This is a genomic window from Streptomyces sp. NPDC005485 (assembly GCF_040606085.1).
GTDB lineage: Bacteria > Actinomycetota > Actinomycetes > Streptomycetales > Streptomycetaceae > Streptomyces.
The window spans coordinates 1-15,637 of sequence record NZ_JBEXDZ010000203.1 but is presented as its reverse complement, the minus strand read 5'-3'; the positions used below and the strand labels follow the sequence as shown (position 1 = coordinate 15,637).

The following is a 15,637-nucleotide window of genomic DNA, read 5'->3' as shown; positions in this document are numbered from 1 at the left end:
CGCGGGACGACGAACGTCGTCCCGCGCCGCGCCGCTCTCGTCACGCCATCCAGCGGTCCGGCCGCGCCTCCCGACGCCCCGTGCGGGAGCGGTCGGCCTGCGACCGGAGCAGCTGCGCGGCCTCGTGGGCGTCCCGCAGCCGGGCCGTCACCGTCTTGTTGGCCCCCGTGTCCACGTGGACGTCGGCGACGCCCCTGAGGCGCGCCCAGGGCCCCTGCTTGAGTCGTACGCTCTGCACCTTCGCGTGCGGCACCAGCGACAGGGTGCGGCGCAGCAGCCCGTGCCGTGCCGCGAAGACGGTGTCGGTGACGGCGAGCCCGTACCCCCGCCACCACAGCGGCACGCACCACCCCGCCCGGCGCGGCGGCCGTGACAGGGACGAGGGCACCGTCACCCCCGGAAGCACCTGCGCGATCACCGACTCGGCGATCGCGCGCGGGGCGACCGGCACGAGCACGGAGTTGGAGGACCCCGCCACGTCCAGCTCCACCCGCACCCAGCCGCGCCGCCGCCACAGCAGCGGTTCGACGATCCGTACCGTCTGTACGCGGCCGGGGGGCACCGTCTCGTGCGCGCGGTCGAGGAGTCCGTGGTCGATCCGGAGCCCGTCCGGGGATTCGCCGACCGTCCAGTCGTACTCGGCGACGAACCGCCCCACGCTGCTCGCGCCCGCCGTGCCGAGCAGCGGCAGCCCGGTCGCGAGGACCGTCCACAGGCTGTGGGTGGCGAACCAGAGCAGCGGCGGCACGACGAGCGCGGCGGCCAGGGAACCCCAGGTCGCGCCGGTGAGCACGAGGGACACGGCGAGGACGCCGGCGGGGATGTGCAGCAACTGCCGTACCGGCGCCTCGCCCACCTCCTGCGCGGTCTCGGGCGTGAACCCGGCCGCGCGCGCGAGGAGTTCGGCGCGCAGGGCCCGTGCCTCGCCCTCGCCCAGATAGGCCAGTTCGTCCTTCTTGGCGGCGCCGATGACATCCAGTTTGAGCTTGGCGACGCCCGCGACGCGGGCCAGCAGCGGCTGGGTGATGTCGACGGCCTGGAGCCGGTCGAGCCGGATGTGCGCGGTGCGCCTGAACAACAGGCCGGTACGGATACGCAGTTCGGACGCGGTCACCGCGAAGTGGGTGAACCACCAGGTCAGAAAGCCGTAGAGAGCGGCGGCCGGCACCAGCACCGCGAGTCCGACGAGCAGCGCGGTCGTGGTCAGCCGGGTCAGTTGGTGCTGCGCCTGATCGGGATCGTGCACGGCCCACCCGGCGATCACGGCGACCGGCGCCCAGGCCCGCCGCAGCGGGGTGACGGGGTGGAGACGGCGTTCGGTCAGCGGCTTCTCGTCAGGCACGCCAGGCACGCCAGGCACGTCAGTCCCGTCAGGCACGTCAGGCACCTCAGGCACGGCGGACGCGGCAGATACCGCGGTGGCCTGCGTGATCTTCGGCGTCACCTCCGCGTCACGGGCGTCGCGCGAGGGCGACGGCGGCGGCGTGGTCACAGCCCCGCCGATCGGGCCTCGCCCAGCTCTGTCAGCCGGTCGCGCAGGCGTTCGGCCTCGGCCGGGTCGAGGCCCGGGATGCAGGCGTCCGTCGCGGCGGCGGCCGTGTGCAGCTGCACGCTGGCGAGCCCGAAGTGGCGTTCCACAGGGCCCGAGGTCACTTCGACCAGCTGCATCCGCCCGTACGGCACCACGGTCTCCTCGCGCCACAGCACACCCCGGCTGATCAGCAGGTCGTCCGCGCGCTCGGCGTACCGCCAGGAGCGCCAGTTGCGGCCGAGCAAGACCCAGCCCCACGGGATCCCGGCGAGCGGCACCAGCGCGAACGCCGCCCAGGTGAGACCGGCGAGCCAGCCCACCAGCAGCGCCACGGCGAGCGCTAGCAGCCCCAGCCACACCACCAGCAACAGGCGCCGCATGCGCAGCAGCCCCGGCGGCAGCCCGTTCCACACGGGCCCGCCCCCGGCGCCGTCCGTCATCCCGGTGGTCTTCATGCTCCCCGTCTCCATGTGGTCAGCGTACGTACGACAGACTGTCCCCATGACTCCCACGACGGAGACCATGGTCGGTATCGGCGGCGCCGCGGAGAGCACCGACATGGTGCTCAACATCGGGCCCCAGCACCCGTCCACCCACGGCGTGCTGCGGCTGCGGCTCGTGCTCGACGGTGAGCGCATTCAGCACGCGGAGCCCGTCATCGGCTACATGCACCGCGGCGCGGAGAAGCTCTTCGAGGCGCGCGACTACCGCCAGATCGTGATGCTCGCCAACCGCCATGACTGGCTCTCCGCGTTCTCGAACGAGCTGGGCGTGGTCCTCGGCGTGGAGCGGATGCTCGGGATGGAGGTCCCCGAGCGCGCGGTGTGGATGCGCACGCTGCTCGCGGAGCTGAACCGCGTCCTGAACCATCTGATGTTCCTGGGGTCGTACCCCCTGGAACTGGGCGGAATCACACCGATCTTCTACGCCTTCCGGGAGCGCGAGGAGCTCCAGCACGTCATGGAGGAGATCTCCGGCGGGCGCATGCACTACATGTTCAACCGCGTCGGCGGCCTCAAGGAGGACCTTCCCGCGGGATGGGCCACGCGTGCGCGCGCGGCTGTCGCCGACGTCCGCTCGCGGATGAACGTGTACGACGAGCTGGTGCTCGGCAACGAGATCTTCCGGGGGCGCACGCGGGGCGTGGGCGTCCTGACGCCGGAGGCCGTGCACGCCTACGGAGTGAGCGGGCCCATCGCGCGCGCCTCCGGCGTGGACTTCGACCTGCGCCGCGACGAGCCGTACCTCGCCTACGGGGAGCTCCAGGACACGCTGAAGGTGGTCACGCGCCAGGAGGGCGACTGCCTCGCCCGCTTCGAGTGCCTCCTGGAGCAGACCCACAACGCCCTGGAACTCGCCGACGCCTGCCTCGACCGGCTCGCGGAGCTGCCGCCCGGGCCGATCAACCAGCGCCTCCCGAAGGTGCTGAAGGCCCCCGAGGGCCACACGTACGCGTGGACCGAGAACCCCCTCGGCATCAACGGCTACTACCTGGTCAGCAAGGGCGAGAAGACCCCGTACCGGCTGAAGCTGCGCTCGGCCTCGTACAACAACATCCAGGCGCTCACCGAACTGCTGCCGGGCACGCTGGTCGCGGACATGGTGGCGATCCTGGGGTCACTGTTCTTCGTCGTCGGGGACATCGACAAGTAGGCCGAGCAGGCGGCCGCGCAGTTCCGGGTCCCCGGCGGGCTGGAGCAGCCAGCCGAAGCCGCCGAGCCCGCCCGGCGCGGTGAGTTCGGCGGCCGCACCGGCGCCCGCGAGGGCGCGCACGTACGCAGTCGGGTCCGTGGACGCGAGCGAGAGCGAGGGGCGTGCGCCGCTCACGCCGAGCGCGCGCAGTGCGTGCCGCTGGGTGATCACGCGACCTCCGGGCAGCCTGCACGCGTCCAGTGCGACGTGTGCCGTGATGTCGCACGACCCGTCCGGCACGGGCGCCGTCTCGCGTCCCGCGCGAAAGCCGGTGAGCGTCCCGAACGGCGGTCGCGCCCCGGCGCGGTGCGCGTAGTCGGCGGCGACGGCGAGACCTCGGTCGAGGCCCGCGACGGCGGCGGCCCAGGCGAGGTCCCTGGGGAGTCCGATCTCGGCACGGAAGCCCTCGCGGAGCCCGGCCTCCTCGCGAGCACCGGGACCGTCGTCGGCGAGCGGCCACCATCTGCGCAGCCACTCCCCGTCCGCCCCCGCGACGGGCTCCCCGAGGCGTTCGGTCCCGTCCCGCCGTACGAGAACCAGCCGGGCCACGCCCTGTGCGTCTGCCTCGGCGACGTCGAGCGGCACGTTGTCCAGCCACTCGTTGGCGAACAGCAGCCCGGTGATCCCCTTCGGGGGCTCGGCGCACCACTCGATCCGGTGATCAAGATCACGTGGGCGGTCGGCGCGTTCGACGGCGTACGCACGCACCCGGGAGGCCACGTCGGCGGGGAGTTCGGCGAGGACTCCCGTCACCAGTTCGCCGCGGCCCGCCGCCATGTCGACGAAGGCGAGCGCCGCCGGGTGCCCCAGCGCGGCGTCGACCCGGCACAGCAGCCGGGCCACCGCACCGGCGAAGAGCGGGGACGCGTGCACCGACGTACGGAAATGGCCCGCCGGCCCCTCCGGCCTGCGATAAAAGCCCGACGGCCCGTACAGAGCCTCCTCCGCAGCCTCGCGCCAGCCGCGCCACTCACCCGCCGTCCGATCCGTCACGGCGCCAGGCTAAGCGCCGCCGGGCACCCGGGGATGCGCGGGGCGACCGGTCGGCGCACGCCTCGCTGTGCGCTCCCCGGCGCGCTCCGGAGCGTGCTTCCCGGCGTGCTTCAGGATGCGATCCCGGAGGAGATCCGGGACGCGATCCAGGCGCCACGGACCAGGGAGCCTCCACCTTGGGGAGTACGCGCGCCGTTCGCGGATCGGTCCTCCGGTTGACCCCTGCCCGCTGCACGCTTCCCTACTCTGGGTTACGTGCAGCGTCTCTATGACTTCCTCCGCAGGCACCCGACATGGGTCGACAGCTTCTGGGCCGTCGTCCTGCTCGGGATCTCCGCCATGAGCGGATCCGCCCGCGGGGGAGAGGACGGGGGAACCCACCTCGCCGTCGTGGCGGTCCCGATCACCGTCCTGCTGTGCCTGGTCATCGCCCTGCGCCGGCGGATGCCCGAGACGATGCTGCTGCTGACCGCCGCCGTGGGCCTGGCCCAGCTCGTCCTGAACATGGCGCTGGTCCCGGCCGACTTCGCGATGCTGGTGATCGTCTACACGGTGGCCGCGGACGGTGCCCGCTGGGCCTCCCGGTTCGGACTGGTCGCGGGCCTGTGCGCGGCGCCGCTGTCGCAGATCCGCTGGCCGGACGAGCACTCCAGCGGGTTCGGCCAGGTCATGGCGGCCGTCTTCCTCAGCGTGCCCTTCGCGCTGGCCTGGGTCCTCGGCGACTCCATCCGCACCCGCCGCGCCTACCTCGCCCAGCTGGAGGAGCGCGCCGCCCGTCTGGAGAAGGAACGCGAGGCGCAGTCCAAGGTCGCCGTCGCCGCCGAGCGCGCCCGGATCGCCCGCGAACTGCACGACGTCGTCGCGCACAACGTGTCGGTGATGGTGGTCCAGGCCGACGGCGCCGCCTACGTCCTCGACACCGCCCCCGACCAGGCGAAGAAGGCCCTGGAGACGATCTCCGGCACCGGCCGCCAGGCCCTCGCCGAGATGCGCCGCCTGCTCGGCGTCCTGCGCACCGGCGAGCACCAGGAGGGCGGCGAGTACGTGCCGCAGCCCGACGTCGAACAGCTCGACGACCTCATCGAGCAGTGCCGTACGTCGGGCCTGCCCGTCGACTACAAGGTCGAGGGCACCCCGCGCCCGCTGCCCAGCGGCGTCGAGCTCACGGCGTACCGCATCGTGCAGGAGGCGCTCACCAACACCCGCAAGCACGGGGGCCCGAACGCGGGCGCGAGCGTCCGCCTGGTCTACTTCGACGACGGCCTCGGACTGCTCGTCGAGGACGACGGCAAGGGCGCCCCGCACGAGCTGTACGAGGACGGGGGCGTCGACGGGCAGGGGCACGGCCTGATCGGCATGCGTGAGCGCGTCGGCATGGTCGGCGGCACCCTGGACGCGGGCCCGCGCCCCGGTGGAGGCTTCCGCATCAGCGCCCTGCTGCCCCTCAAGCCCGCCCACTGACACCTGTACACACCCGCGCCCACCGACCTCCGTACGAATGTGAAAGGGACCCCGATGGCGATCCGCGTGATGCTCGTCGACGACCAGGTGCTGCTGCGCACCGGCTTCCGGATGGTGCTCGCCGCCCAGCCGGACATGGAGGTCGTCGCCGAGGCGGGCGACGGCGTCGAGGCCCTCCAGGTGCTGCGGGCGACCGCGGTCGACGTCGTGCTGATGGACGTCCGCATGCCGAAGCTGGACGGCGTGGAGACGACCCGCCGCATCTGCATGGAGTCCGACCCGCCGAAGGTGCTCATCCTGACCACCTTCGACCTCGACGAGTACGCCTTCTCCGGGCTGAAGGCGGGCGCCTCCGGCTTCATGCTCAAGGACGTGCCGCCCGGCGAACTGCTCGCCGCCATCCGCTCCGTGCACAGCGGCGACGCCGTAGTCGCGCCCTCCACCACCCGGCGCCTGCTCGACCGCTTCGCGCCGATGCTGCCCAACGCCGGCAACGAGCCCCAGCACAAGGAGCTGGAGCGGCTCACCGGCCGCGAGCGCGAGGTCATGATCCTGGTGGCGCAGGGTCTGTCCAACGGCGAGATCGCGGCGCGGCTGGTCCTGTCGGAGGCGACCGTGAAGACCCATGTCGGCCGCATCCTGACCAAGCTCGGCCTGCGCGACCGCGTCCAGGTGGTCGTCCTCGCGTACGAGACGGGTCTGGTGCGCGCCGGAGGGAACGGCTGAGAGCCGGGCAAACGGGGGCGTGACCCGGGCGTGACCGGCGCCCACTAGGGTCTGCGCATGCTCCTGTGGATCAACGGCCCCTTCGGGGGCGGCAAGACACAGACCGCACACGAGATCCAGCGGCGGCTGCCCGGCAGCGTCATCTGCGATCCCGAACACGCCGGCTTCGGCCTGCGCCGCATGCTGCCGCCCGAACTGCGGGGCGACTTCCAGGACCTGGCGTCCTGGCGGCAGGGCGTCGTCGAGGTGCTCGACCTCGCCCTCACCAAGCACGACGGCCCGGTGATCGTCCCCATGACGGTCACGGACTCCGGGTACTTCGACGACACGGTCGGACGGCTGCGCGAACTCGGCCACGACGTACGGCACTTCACCCTCCTCGCCGAGCGCGAGACCGTACTGCGGCGGCTGCGCGAGCGCGGCTTCGGGCACCTCCTCGGGTACGTCGCGGGCAAGGACGCCCCGCTGCGCCGCGAGAGCTGGGCCGTGCAGCAGCTCGACCACTGCCTGGAACGGCTGCGCGAGCCGGAGTTCGCCGAGCATCTGTGGACGGATCACACGACGGTGCCGAAGACCGCTGACCGGATCGCCGTGCTGGCCGGGCTCACCCTTACCCCGAACAAGGAGGGCGCACTGCGCACGCGGCTGCGTCAGGTGCGGATCGGCGTCAGGCACATCCGGTTCGACTGACGCTCCGAGAACCGGGTGTCAGCGCAGGATGCCCTCCAGGAAGTCGCTGCCCAGCCGAGCCACCACGGTCACGTCCAGCTGGTGCAGTACGTACCGGCCGCGGCGGCGGGTGGTGAGCAGGCCCGCCTTCTTCAGCACGCCCAGGTGCCGGGATATCTCCGGTGCCGTCATCCCGTGCATCTGCGCCAGCTCGCCCGTGGTGTACGCGCTGCGGGCCAGATGGCGCGAGATCCGCATCCGGACCGGGTGGGACAGCGCGCTCATGCGCCGGGACAGCTGCTCGACCGAAGGCGGATCGCTCAGCTCGGACGTGCTGACCGGGTAGTGCAGCACCGGCTGCCAGCCGTACCGGTGGAGCACCATGAGATGGGGGCGGCCGAGGCTGGTGGGGACGAGCAGGAGGCCGCCGTCCGCGGTGACCGTGCGGCCCTCCGTGAGCTTGTCGATGACGATCCGCCCGGCGCTCTCGTCCAGCGCCACCGCGGGGGACACCGCGGCCAGCGCTTCCGTGAGGCCCTTGCGCCGCAGCAGCTCCGTCTTGTGCCGGGCGTCGGCCGCGAGCTGGTGGCGCAGCCGCGACCAGGCCTCCGCGAAGAAGGCCTCGTCGCAGTCCTCCAGGAACTGCCGCAGCCAGGCCCGAACGCTCGGCGGGTCCTCCAGCAGCCGCCGGGTGAACCGCACCTGCTGCGGACCGCGCGAGGCCGCCAGGTCCAGCGCGCGCCGCCGCACCGCGAGGTCGGAGAGCGCGTCGGGTCCCTGCGCGTCGTATGCCAGAGCGCAGGTGAACTCCAGCGCCGCGTCCACGAACTGCCGGTCGGTCAGCTTGTCCAGCAGGTCCAGGTCCTCGGGGAGCGTCGCGCCCGGGAGCGTGGGCCCGCCCGGGATGCCCGCACAGGGCAGGAACAGGTCCGAGAACGTCGACCGCCACAGGAAGTCGGCCTCGCACATCCGGTCCGCCAGGTGCGAGTCGAGCCGGGCGGTCACGCCGGTCGCCCAGCCCTGCAGCCCGGGGTGGTGCCCGGGCTCTGACAGTGCGTGCAGCGCCATGCCGAGCTCGGCCAGGGGGGAGGGCACGACGGCGATCCGCTCCCGTCGCAGCCCGGCGATGTCGATGTGCACGCTCATGACCACATGGTGCACCCCGGCACTGACAACGCGGCCGTCGATTGACGGCGGCCGTCAATCGAGGCGACGTACGCCCTGAACGGGTGCAGGCTGGGAGCACCGGGGCAGTCCGCGCGGGGCCTTCGGATCCCGTTACCCGTCCCGAGATTCCCGAAGAGGCGATCAGCCATGAGCATCACGCAGCAGTACCTCCTCGACACCCACCGCGCCCTGCAGCACGGCGAGGCCGCCCCGCCCGCGCCCGGCACCCACGACCGGCAGACCGTGCGCGAGCTGCGCGACTACCGGCGGTTCCGGGCCGTCCTGGCGGGCCGCCCGGCCCATGGGCGGATACGGGGAGCCCTGAGCAGGTGGCTGCACGCCCGCTCTGCTTCGCGCCCTACTTGCTGACCTCGCCGGGCAGCCGTCGTACGAAGTCCGCGACCGCCGCCTTCACGTCCCGCGCCGTCCACTCAAGACCCGGGGCCGCGACCGTGACCTCGGTGAACGCCAGACCGGGCCCGCTGCGGTCCCACCACTGGGAGAAGAGGGCGGTCTTCGTCTCCTCGGCCTGCCGCATCCCCGCTTCCATGAGGACCTCGGGCTCGTACGGCAGCCAGAGCTGGAACTGGTGGGTGTGCGGCTCCTCCGGGTGCACGCGCGCCCACGGGACCCCGGCCTCGGCGAACCCTTCGCGCAGCGCGGCGGCGACCACGCGCGCGTGGGCCACGCATTCCGGCAGCCGGGGAAGATCCCGATCCAGGCCGATGAGGGCCGACAGCGCGGTCGGGAACTGCTGGAAGAGCTGGCCGCCGTACCGGTGCCGCCAGGTCTTCGCCTCGTCGACGAGCGTCCTGGGGCCCGCGATCGCCGCGCCGCCGAAGCCCTGGACCGACTTGTAGAACGACACGTAGACGCTGTCCGCGAGGCCCGCGATCTCTTCCAGGGTGCGGCCGAAGTGCGTGGTGCACTCCCACAGCCGGGCCCCGTCGAAGTGCACGACGGCATCCCGCGCGCGTGCCGCCTCGGTGACCGCTTCGAGCTCCTCCCAGGAGGGCAGCACGAAACCGGCGTCCCGCAGCGGCAGTTCGAGCATGAGAGCCCCGAAGGGCTCCTCGAAGTCACGCACCTCGTCGGCGGTCGGCAGCCTGGGCTCGGTGGTCACATGGACCGGGCGCAACCCGCTGACCTGGCTGAAGGCGTGCCGTTCGTGGACCTCGGGGTGGCTGAGCGGATGCAGCGCCACCGTCGGGTCGCCGGTGCGGCCCGCCCAGCAGCGCAGGGCGACCTGCTGGGCCATCGTGCCGCTGGGAAAGAAGGCGGCCGCTTCCTTGCCGAGCAGGGCCGCGACCCGCTCCTCCAGGGTCTCGACGATCCCGCCGCCGTAGATGTCGCTCTGTTCGTCGAGGTCGTAGGCGCCCTCCGCCGCCTCGGTCAGCCAGGCCAGCCGTTCGCGCACCGTGTACAGGAACGGAGGCCGCCACATGACACGCTCGGCCCCGCGCCGGGCGGCCAGCCGCCGCTTCCGCTTCTGCTCGGCCGTCTCCTGCGCCGTCTGCTCACCTGTATCGCTCATCTCCGGATCATGTCGTGAGCGGCCGCGGCCGGGCATCCCATTTCCGCTCGCCGAAGCCGTGGGGAAACCCACAGCCTGTGGACAACCGACCGGCCCTCGAACCAATCGCGTTAACATGACGAGAAATCGTCCGGTACATCGTCCGGTACCCCGAGCGGACTGGAACGGGAAGGCCGCCGTCGAGTGAGTACATTCCAACAGCCAGACCCCAGGGACCGCCCCGCGCGGCTCACCGTCGGCGTGGTCGGCGCCGGCCGTGTCGGCCCCGCCCTCGCCGGGTGTCTCCAGCTCGCCGGGCACCGCCCGGTGGCCGTCTCCGGCGTCTCCGACGCCTCCGTGCGGCGGGCCGCCGAGATGCTGCCCGACGTGCCCGTGGTGACCCCGGCGGAAGTCCTGCGGCGCGCCGACCTGGTCCTGCTGACCGTCCCGGACGACGCCCTGCCCGGACTCGTCGAGGGCCTCACCGAAACGGGCGCCGTCCGGCCCGGACAGTTGCTCGTGCACACCTCCGGGCGCTACGGCACGCGCGTACTCGACCCCGCGCTGCGGGCGGGCGCACTGCCGCTGGCCCTGCACCCCGCCATGACCTTCACCGGCACCCCCGTGGACGTCCAGCGGATCGCCGGCTGCTCCTTCGGCGTCACCGCGCCCGAGGAACTGCGCCTCGCCGCCGAGGCCCTGGTGATCGAGATGGGCGGCGAGCCCGAGTGGATCGCCGAGGACAGCCGCCCGCTCTACCACGCCGCCCTCGCCCTCGGCGCGAACCACCTGGTCACCCTGGTCGCCGAGTCCATGGAGCTGCTGCGCGCCGCGGGCGTCGAAGCCCCGGACCGGATGCTCGGCCCGCTCCTCGGCGCCGCCCTCGACAACGCCCTCAGGTCGGGCGACGGCGCCCTCACCGGGCCGGTCGCACGCGGGGACGCGGGCACCGTCGCCGCGCACGTCGCCGAGCTGCGCAAGCACGCCCCCGGGACCGTCGCCGGCTACCTGGCGATGGCCCGGGCGACCGCCGACCGCGCGCTCGCGCACGGGCTGCTCAAGCCCGAACTCGCCGAGGACCTCCTCGGAGTCCTCGCCAACGGCACCGAGGGAGACGCCGGATGACCACCACCCTCCTGCGCACCGCCGACGAGCTGCACGCGCGCGTACGGGGCGGCCGCCGCGCCGTCGTCATGACCATGGGCGCCCTGCACGAGGGCCACGCCACACTGGTACGCACCGCCCGCGAGATCGCCGGACCCGAGGGCGAGGTCGTCGTCACCGTCTTCGTGAACCCGCTGCAGTTCGGCAAGGGCGAGGACCTCGACCGCTACCCGCGCACCCTGGACGCCGACATCAAGATCGCCGAACAGGCGGGCGCGGACGCCGTGTTCGCCCCCTCGGCGGACGAGGTCTACCCCGGCGGCGAGCCCCAGGTGCGCATCAGCGCCGGCCCCATGGGCGAACGCCTCGAAGGAGCCGTCCGCCCCGGGCACTTCGACGGCATGCTCACCGTCGTAGCCAAGCTGCTGCACCTCACCCGCCCCGACGTGGCGCTGTTCGGGCAGAAGGACGCCCAGCAGCTCGCCCTGATCCGGCGGATGGTGCGCGATCTGAACTTCGGCGTGGAGATCGTGGGCGTGCCCACCGTGCGCGAGGAGGACGGCCTCGCCCTCTCCAGCCGCAACCGCTACCTGTCGCCCGCGGAGCGGCGCACCGCGCTCGCCCTCTCCCAGGCCCTGTTCGCGGGCAGTGACCGGCACGCCGCCCAGGAGGCCCTGCGCGCGCGGGCCCGCGAAGTGCCCGCCACGCACGCGCGTGCCGAGGCCCTCAGCGCCCTCGGCGAGTCGCGTGCGGCCGCCGACACACACGCCGTTGCCAAGGCCGAGCCCGGCGGCCCCCAGGGCGTCCGCCAGGCCGCCCGCCTCGTCCTGGACGAAGCCGCCCGCGTCCAGCCGCCGCTGTCCCTGGACTACGTGGCCCTGATCGACCCGTCCGACTTCACCGAGATCGAGGACGACTTCACCGGCGAGGCGGTCCTCGCCGTCGCCGCCCGGGTCGGCACGACCCGGCTGATCGACAACATCCCCCTCACCTTCGGAGCCGCTTCGTGACCGGCACAGGTACGGGTACCAGCACTGGTACCGGCATACGACTGCACGCGCCCGCCCCGGGCTGGTCCCTCACCGCGGACGTCGTGGTCGTGGGCTCCGGCGTCGCGGGCCTGACCGCCGCCCTCCGCTGCGAGGCCGCGGGCCTGACGACCGTCGTCGTCACCAAGGCCCGCCTGGACGACGGCTCCACGCGCTGGGCGCAGGGCGGCATCGCCGCGGCCCTCGGCGAGGGCGACACCCCCGAACAGCACCTCGACGACACACTGGTCGCGGGCGTCGGCCTGTGCGACGAGGAAGCCGTACGCATCCTCGTCACCGAGGGCCCCGACGCCGTACGCCGCCTCATCGCGACCGGCGCCCACTTCGACGAGTCCGAGGAGGGCGACCTCGAACTCACCCGCGAGGGCGGCCACCACCGCCGCCGCATCGCGCACGCGGGCGGCGACGCGACGGGCGCCGAGATCTCCCGCGCCCTCGTCGAGGCGGTACGCGCGCGTGGCCTGCGCACGGTCGAGAACGCGCTCGTCCTGGACCTCCTCACGGACGCCGACGGCCGCACCGCCGGAGTCACCCTGCACGTCATGGGAGAGGGCCAGCACGACGGCGTGGGCGCCGTGCACGCCCCCACCGTGGTCCTCGCGACCGGCGGCATGGGCCAGGTCTTCTCCGCGACCACCAACCCCGCCGTCTCCACCGGGGACGGCGTCGCGCTCGCCCTGCGCGCGGGCGCCGAGGTCAGCGACCTGGAGTTCGTCCAGTTCCACCCGACCGTGCTGTTCCTCGGCTCGGACGCCGAGGGCCAGCAGCCGCTGGTCTCCGAGGCCGTACGCGGCGAGGGCGCCCACCTGGTCGACGCCGACGGTGTGCGCTTCATGGTCGGGCAGCACGAGCTGGCCGAGCTCGCGCCCCGCGACATCGTCGCCAAGGGCATCACGCGCCGCATGCAGGAGCTCGACGCCGAGCACATGTTCCTCGACGCCCGGCACTTCGGCGCCGCCATGTGGGAGCACCGCTTCCCGACGATCCTCGCCGCCTGCCGCGCCCACGGCATCGACCCGGTCACCGAGCCCATCCCGGTCGCCCCGGCCGCCCACTACGCCTCCGGCGGCGTCCGCACGGACTCCCGGGGCCGTACGACCGTGCCCGGCCTCTACGCGTGCGGCGAGGTTGCCTGCACCGGCGTCCACGGCGCCAACCGGCTCGCCTCCAACTCCCTCCTGGAGGGACTGGTCTACGCCGAGCGCATCGCGGCCGACATCATTGAGGGCCACGCGGAAAACGGCCTCCACGCGCGCGTGCCCGTACCCGTCCCGCACCCCGAGAAGCCCGCGCACCCGCTGCTCGCCCCCGAGACCCGGTTCGCGATCCAGCGGATCATGACGGACGGGGCGGGCGTCCTGCGCTCGGCGCAGTCCCTCACACAGGCCGCCGACCGCCTCCAGCGGCTGCACACGGACGCGCGCGACGCCCTCGACGAGAACGGCAAGACGGCCGAACCCGGCGTCGACACCTGGGAGGCCACCAACCTCCTGTGTGTCGCCCGCGTCCTGGTCGCCGCCGCCCGGCAGCGCGAGGAGACCCGCGGCTGCCACTGGCGCGACGACCACGCCGACCGGGACGACACAGCCTGGCGGCGCCACATCGTCGTACGGCTGAATCCTGACCGCACCCTCGCCGTGGACCCCACGGACACAGCAGACTTCCCCCCGACCAGCCGGCCCCGGCCGACGGCGCACCGTACCCAGGAGCAGTGACCGAAGTGAGCACCCCCGACCTTCCCCTCGCCGAGAGCGGCGGCTGCGGCGACGGCTGCGCCTGCGGCGCCGACACGGACGAGGCGTACATGGAGTGCGGCCTCGACCCCGCGCTCGCCCAGCTCCTCGCCGACGCCGGCCTCGACCCCGTCGAGGTCGAGGACATCGCGAACGTGGCGATCCAGGAGGACCTGGACCACGGCGTGGATGTCACGACCGTCGCGACGATCCCCGAGGACGCCGTCGCCACCGCCGACTTCACCGCCCGCGAGGCGGGCGTCGTCGCCGGTCTGCGCGTCGCCGAAGCCGTCATCTCGGTCGTCTGCACCGACGAGTTCGAAGTGGAGCGGCACGTCGAGGACGGCGACCGCGTCGAAGCCGGACAGAAGCTCCTCTCCGTCACCACCCTCACCAGGGACCTCCTGACGGCCGAACGCAGCGCCCTCAACCTCCTGTGCCGCCTCTCCGGCATCGCGACGGCCACGCGCGCGTGGGCGGACGTTCTGGAGGGCACCAAGGCCCGCGTCCGCGACACCCGCAAGACGACGCCGGGACTGCGCTCCCTGGAGAAGTTCGCCGTACGGTGCGGCGGCGGCGTCAACCACCGCATGTCCCTCTCGGACGCGGCCCTGGTCAAGGACAACCACGTGGTCGCCGCGGGCGGTGTCGCCCAGGCCTTCAAGGCGGTCCGCGAGCTCTTCCCCGAGCTGCCGATCGAGGTCGAGGTCGACACCCTGCACCAGCTGCGCGAGGTCGTCGACGCGGGCGCCGACCTGATCCTTCTGGACAACTTCACGCCCACCGAGTGCGAGGAGGCCGTCGCCCTCGTCGCCGGCCGCGCCCTGCTGGAGGCCTCGGGCCGCCTCACCCTCGGCAATGCCGAGGCGTACGCGAAGACGGGCGTCGACTACCTCGCGGTGGGCGCGCTGACCCACTCCGCGCCGATCCTGGACATCGGCCTCGACCTGCGAGCTGCGGAGTAACGCGGTCATGCTGCTGACCATCGACGTGGGCAACACACACACGGGCCTCGGCCTCTTCGACGGCGAGGAGATCGTCGAGCACTGGCGCATCTCCACGGACGCACGTCGCACCGCGGACGAGCTCGCCGTGCTCCTCCAGGGCCTGATGGGGATGCACCCGCTGCTCGGCGACGAACTCGGCGACGGCATCGACGGCATCGCCATCTGCTCGACCGTCCCCTCGGTCCTGCACGAGCTGCGCGAGGTGACACGCCGCTACTACGGAGACGTACCGGCCGTCCTGGTCGAACCCGGCATCAAGACCGGCGTTCCGATCCTGATGGACAACCCCAAGGAGGTCGGCGCCGACCGCATCATCAACGCGGTCGCGGCGGTCGAGCTCTACGGGGGCCCGGCGATCGTCGTCGACTTCGGCACGGCCACCACCTTCGACGCGGTCTCGGCGCGCGGCGAGTACACGGGCGGCGTGATCGCCCCGGGCATCGAGATCTCCGTCGAGGCCCTCGGGGTCCGCGGCGCGCAGCTACGCAAGATCGAGCTGGCCCGTCCGCGTGCGGTGATCGGCAAGAACACCGTCGAGGCCATGCAGGCGGGCATCGTCTACGGGTTCGCCGGGCAGGTCGACGGGGTCGTGACCCGGATGGCCCGCGAACTCGCCGACGACCCGGACGACGTCACGGTCATCGCCACGGGTGGACTTGCTCCGATGGTCCTAGGCGAGGCCTCGGTCATCGACGAACACGAGCCCTGGCTCACCCTCATCGGCCTCCGCCTGGTCTACGAACGCAACGTCTCCCGCACCTGACCACGTCCACCGGCCCCGGGCACCCTCCGCTTGAACGGTCACCCGGGGTGGGTGGGCAAACCCCTCTCACCCTTTGTTTCCTTCGCGCCCGGTGTGGGTGCCGGCCGGGGGTGGGTCATGCAGCCCGGCGCTTACGAGGTGCCGCTGCGCCCACCCGTGCCGCCCCTGGCGGCACGATTGCCCGCAGTGACGCGGCTTCGCCGGCCCCCGGCGCCACGCGCACGCCCCC

The 15,637-nt window shown here is 72.9% G+C and carries 15 protein-coding genes; 10 read left to right on the top strand and 5 right to left on the bottom strand.

Annotated features, from left to right (window positions below; all coding sequences use genetic code 11):
- Positions 1-40: 40 nt before the first annotated feature.
- Together ABZS97_RS39570 and ABZS97_RS39565 are read right to left on the bottom strand one after the other, a co-directional pair.
- Positions 41-1,378 carry a PH domain-containing protein gene (locus tag ABZS97_RS39570; RefSeq protein WP_356146864.1) on the bottom strand — a complete coding sequence of 446 codons (1,338 nt, stop codon included), beginning with the start codon at positions 1,376-1,378 and terminating at the stop codon, positions 41-43.
- Positions 1,379-1,488: 110 nt separating this feature from the next.
- On the bottom strand, positions 1,489-2,001 hold the full coding sequence (locus ABZS97_RS39565) for a PH domain-containing protein (protein WP_356146861.1): 513 nt from the start codon (positions 1,999-2,001) through the stop codon (positions 1,489-1,491).
- A gap of 31 nt (positions 2,002-2,032) precedes the next feature.
- On the opposite strand from ABZS97_RS39565, the gene ABZS97_RS39560 reads away from it, so the two are divergent.
- Entirely contained in the window at positions 2,033-3,184 is a 1,152-nt protein-coding gene (locus ABZS97_RS39560; RefSeq protein ID WP_356146858.1) for an NADH-quinone oxidoreductase subunit D, read from the top strand.
- Here ABZS97_RS39560 and ABZS97_RS39555 read toward each other — a convergent pair.
- Positions 3,149-4,216 carry an SAM-dependent methyltransferase gene (locus ABZS97_RS39555; protein ID WP_356146855.1) on the bottom strand — a complete coding sequence of 356 codons (1,068 nt, stop codon included), beginning with the start codon at positions 4,214-4,216 and terminating at the stop codon, positions 3,149-3,151. The genes ABZS97_RS39560 and ABZS97_RS39555 overlap by 36 nt on opposite strands.
- Positions 4,217-4,471: 255 nt before the next feature.
- Between ABZS97_RS39555 and ABZS97_RS39550 the strand changes: the two genes are divergently transcribed.
- The 3 genes from ABZS97_RS39550 to ABZS97_RS39540 are packed head-to-tail and all read left to right on the top strand — an operon-like array spanning position 4,472 to position 7,093.
- Positions 4,472-5,677 carry a sensor histidine kinase gene (locus ABZS97_RS39550; protein ID WP_356146852.1) on the top strand — a complete coding sequence of 402 codons (1,206 nt, stop codon included), beginning with the start codon at positions 4,472-4,474 and terminating at the stop codon, positions 5,675-5,677.
- A 54-nt stretch (positions 5,678-5,731) separates the two neighbouring features.
- Entirely contained in the window at positions 5,732-6,403 is a 672-nt protein-coding gene (locus ABZS97_RS39545) for a response regulator transcription factor (RefSeq protein WP_356146850.1), read from the top strand.
- A gap of 57 nt (positions 6,404-6,460) precedes the next feature.
- The gene (locus tag ABZS97_RS39540) at positions 6,461-7,093 is read left to right on the top strand and encodes an AAA family ATPase (RefSeq protein WP_356146847.1); all 633 of its coding nucleotides are present in this window, start codon (positions 6,461-6,463) and stop codon (positions 7,091-7,093) included.
- A gap of 18 nt (positions 7,094-7,111) precedes the next feature.
- Here ABZS97_RS39540 and ABZS97_RS39535 read toward each other — a convergent pair whose 3' ends face one another.
- Entirely contained in the window at positions 7,112-8,218 is a 1,107-nt protein-coding gene (locus ABZS97_RS39535) for a DUF5937 family protein (RefSeq protein ID WP_356146844.1), read from the bottom strand.
- Positions 8,219-8,386: 168 nt separating this feature from the next.
- Between ABZS97_RS39535 and ABZS97_RS39530 the strand changes: the two genes are divergently transcribed.
- Positions 8,387-8,608, top strand: a complete 222-nt coding sequence (locus tag ABZS97_RS39530) for a hypothetical protein (RefSeq protein ID WP_356146841.1) — start codon at positions 8,387-8,389, stop codon at positions 8,606-8,608.
- On the opposite strand, the gene ABZS97_RS39525 is transcribed toward ABZS97_RS39530, so the two are convergent.
- Entirely contained in the window at positions 8,598-9,773 is a 1,176-nt protein-coding gene (locus ABZS97_RS39525) for a beta-eliminating lyase-related protein (protein ID WP_356146838.1), read from the bottom strand. The two genes, ABZS97_RS39530 and ABZS97_RS39525, sit on opposite strands and share 11 nt — an antisense overlap.
- Positions 9,774-9,956: 183 nt before the next feature.
- Between ABZS97_RS39525 and ABZS97_RS39520 the strand changes: the two genes are divergently transcribed.
- Genes ABZS97_RS39520 through ABZS97_RS39500 form a run of 5 tightly spaced genes read left to right on the top strand, consistent with a single transcriptional unit; the run spans position 9,957 to position 15,408 of the window.
- Positions 9,957-10,877, top strand: coding sequence for a DUF2520 domain-containing protein (locus ABZS97_RS39520; protein WP_356146835.1), 921 nt, complete (start codon positions 9,957-9,959; stop codon positions 10,875-10,877).
- Entirely contained in the window at positions 10,874-11,866 is a 993-nt protein-coding gene (gene panC / locus ABZS97_RS39515) for a pantoate--beta-alanine ligase (RefSeq protein ID WP_356146832.1), read from the top strand. Before ABZS97_RS39520 ends, panC begins: the two co-directional genes overlap by 4 nt.
- The gene (locus ABZS97_RS39510; protein WP_356146829.1) at positions 11,863-13,620 is read left to right on the top strand and encodes an L-aspartate oxidase; all 1,758 of its coding nucleotides are present in this window, start codon (positions 11,863-11,865) and stop codon (positions 13,618-13,620) included. Before panC ends, ABZS97_RS39510 begins: the two co-directional genes overlap by 4 nt.
- A gap of 5 nt (positions 13,621-13,625) precedes the next feature.
- Complete coding sequence (gene nadC / locus ABZS97_RS39505) at positions 13,626-14,603, top strand: carboxylating nicotinate-nucleotide diphosphorylase (RefSeq protein WP_356146867.1); 978 nt, start codon at positions 13,626-13,628, stop codon at positions 14,601-14,603.
- Between the two features lie 7 nt (positions 14,604-14,610).
- Positions 14,611-15,408: a type III pantothenate kinase gene (locus ABZS97_RS39500; RefSeq protein WP_356146826.1), complete on the top strand. Its 798-nt coding sequence runs from the start codon at positions 14,611-14,613 to the stop codon at positions 15,406-15,408.
- The last annotated feature ends 229 nt before the right edge of the window (positions 15,409-15,637 follow it).

Excerpts from the sequence above, each read along its gene's own strand:
- ABZS97_RS39525 (WP_356146838.1), bottom strand. The coding sequence starts at position 9,773 with ATGAGCGATACAGGTGAGCAGACGGCGCAGGAGACGGCCGAGCAGAAG.
- ABZS97_RS39565 (WP_356146861.1), bottom strand. The coding sequence starts at position 2,001 with ATGGAGACGGGGAGCATGAAGACCACCGGGATGACGGACGGCGCCGGG.
- ABZS97_RS39500 (WP_356146826.1), top strand. The coding sequence starts at position 14,611 with ATGCTGCTGACCATCGACGTGGGCAACACACACACGGGCCTCGGCCTC.
- ABZS97_RS39560 (WP_356146858.1), top strand. The coding sequence starts at position 2,033 with ATGACTCCCACGACGGAGACCATGGTCGGTATCGGCGGCGCCGCGGAG.
- ABZS97_RS39535 (WP_356146844.1), bottom strand. The coding sequence starts at position 8,218 with ATGAGCGTGCACATCGACATCGCCGGGCTGCGACGGGAGCGGATCGCC.
- ABZS97_RS39540 (WP_356146847.1), top strand. The coding sequence starts at position 6,461 with ATGCTCCTGTGGATCAACGGCCCCTTCGGGGGCGGCAAGACACAGACC.
- ABZS97_RS39545 (WP_356146850.1), top strand. The coding sequence starts at position 5,732 with ATGGCGATCCGCGTGATGCTCGTCGACGACCAGGTGCTGCTGCGCACC.
- ABZS97_RS39530 (WP_356146841.1), top strand. The coding sequence starts at position 8,387 with ATGAGCATCACGCAGCAGTACCTCCTCGACACCCACCGCGCCCTGCAG.
- panC (WP_356146832.1), top strand. The coding sequence starts at position 10,874 with ATGACCACCACCCTCCTGCGCACCGCCGACGAGCTGCACGCGCGCGTA.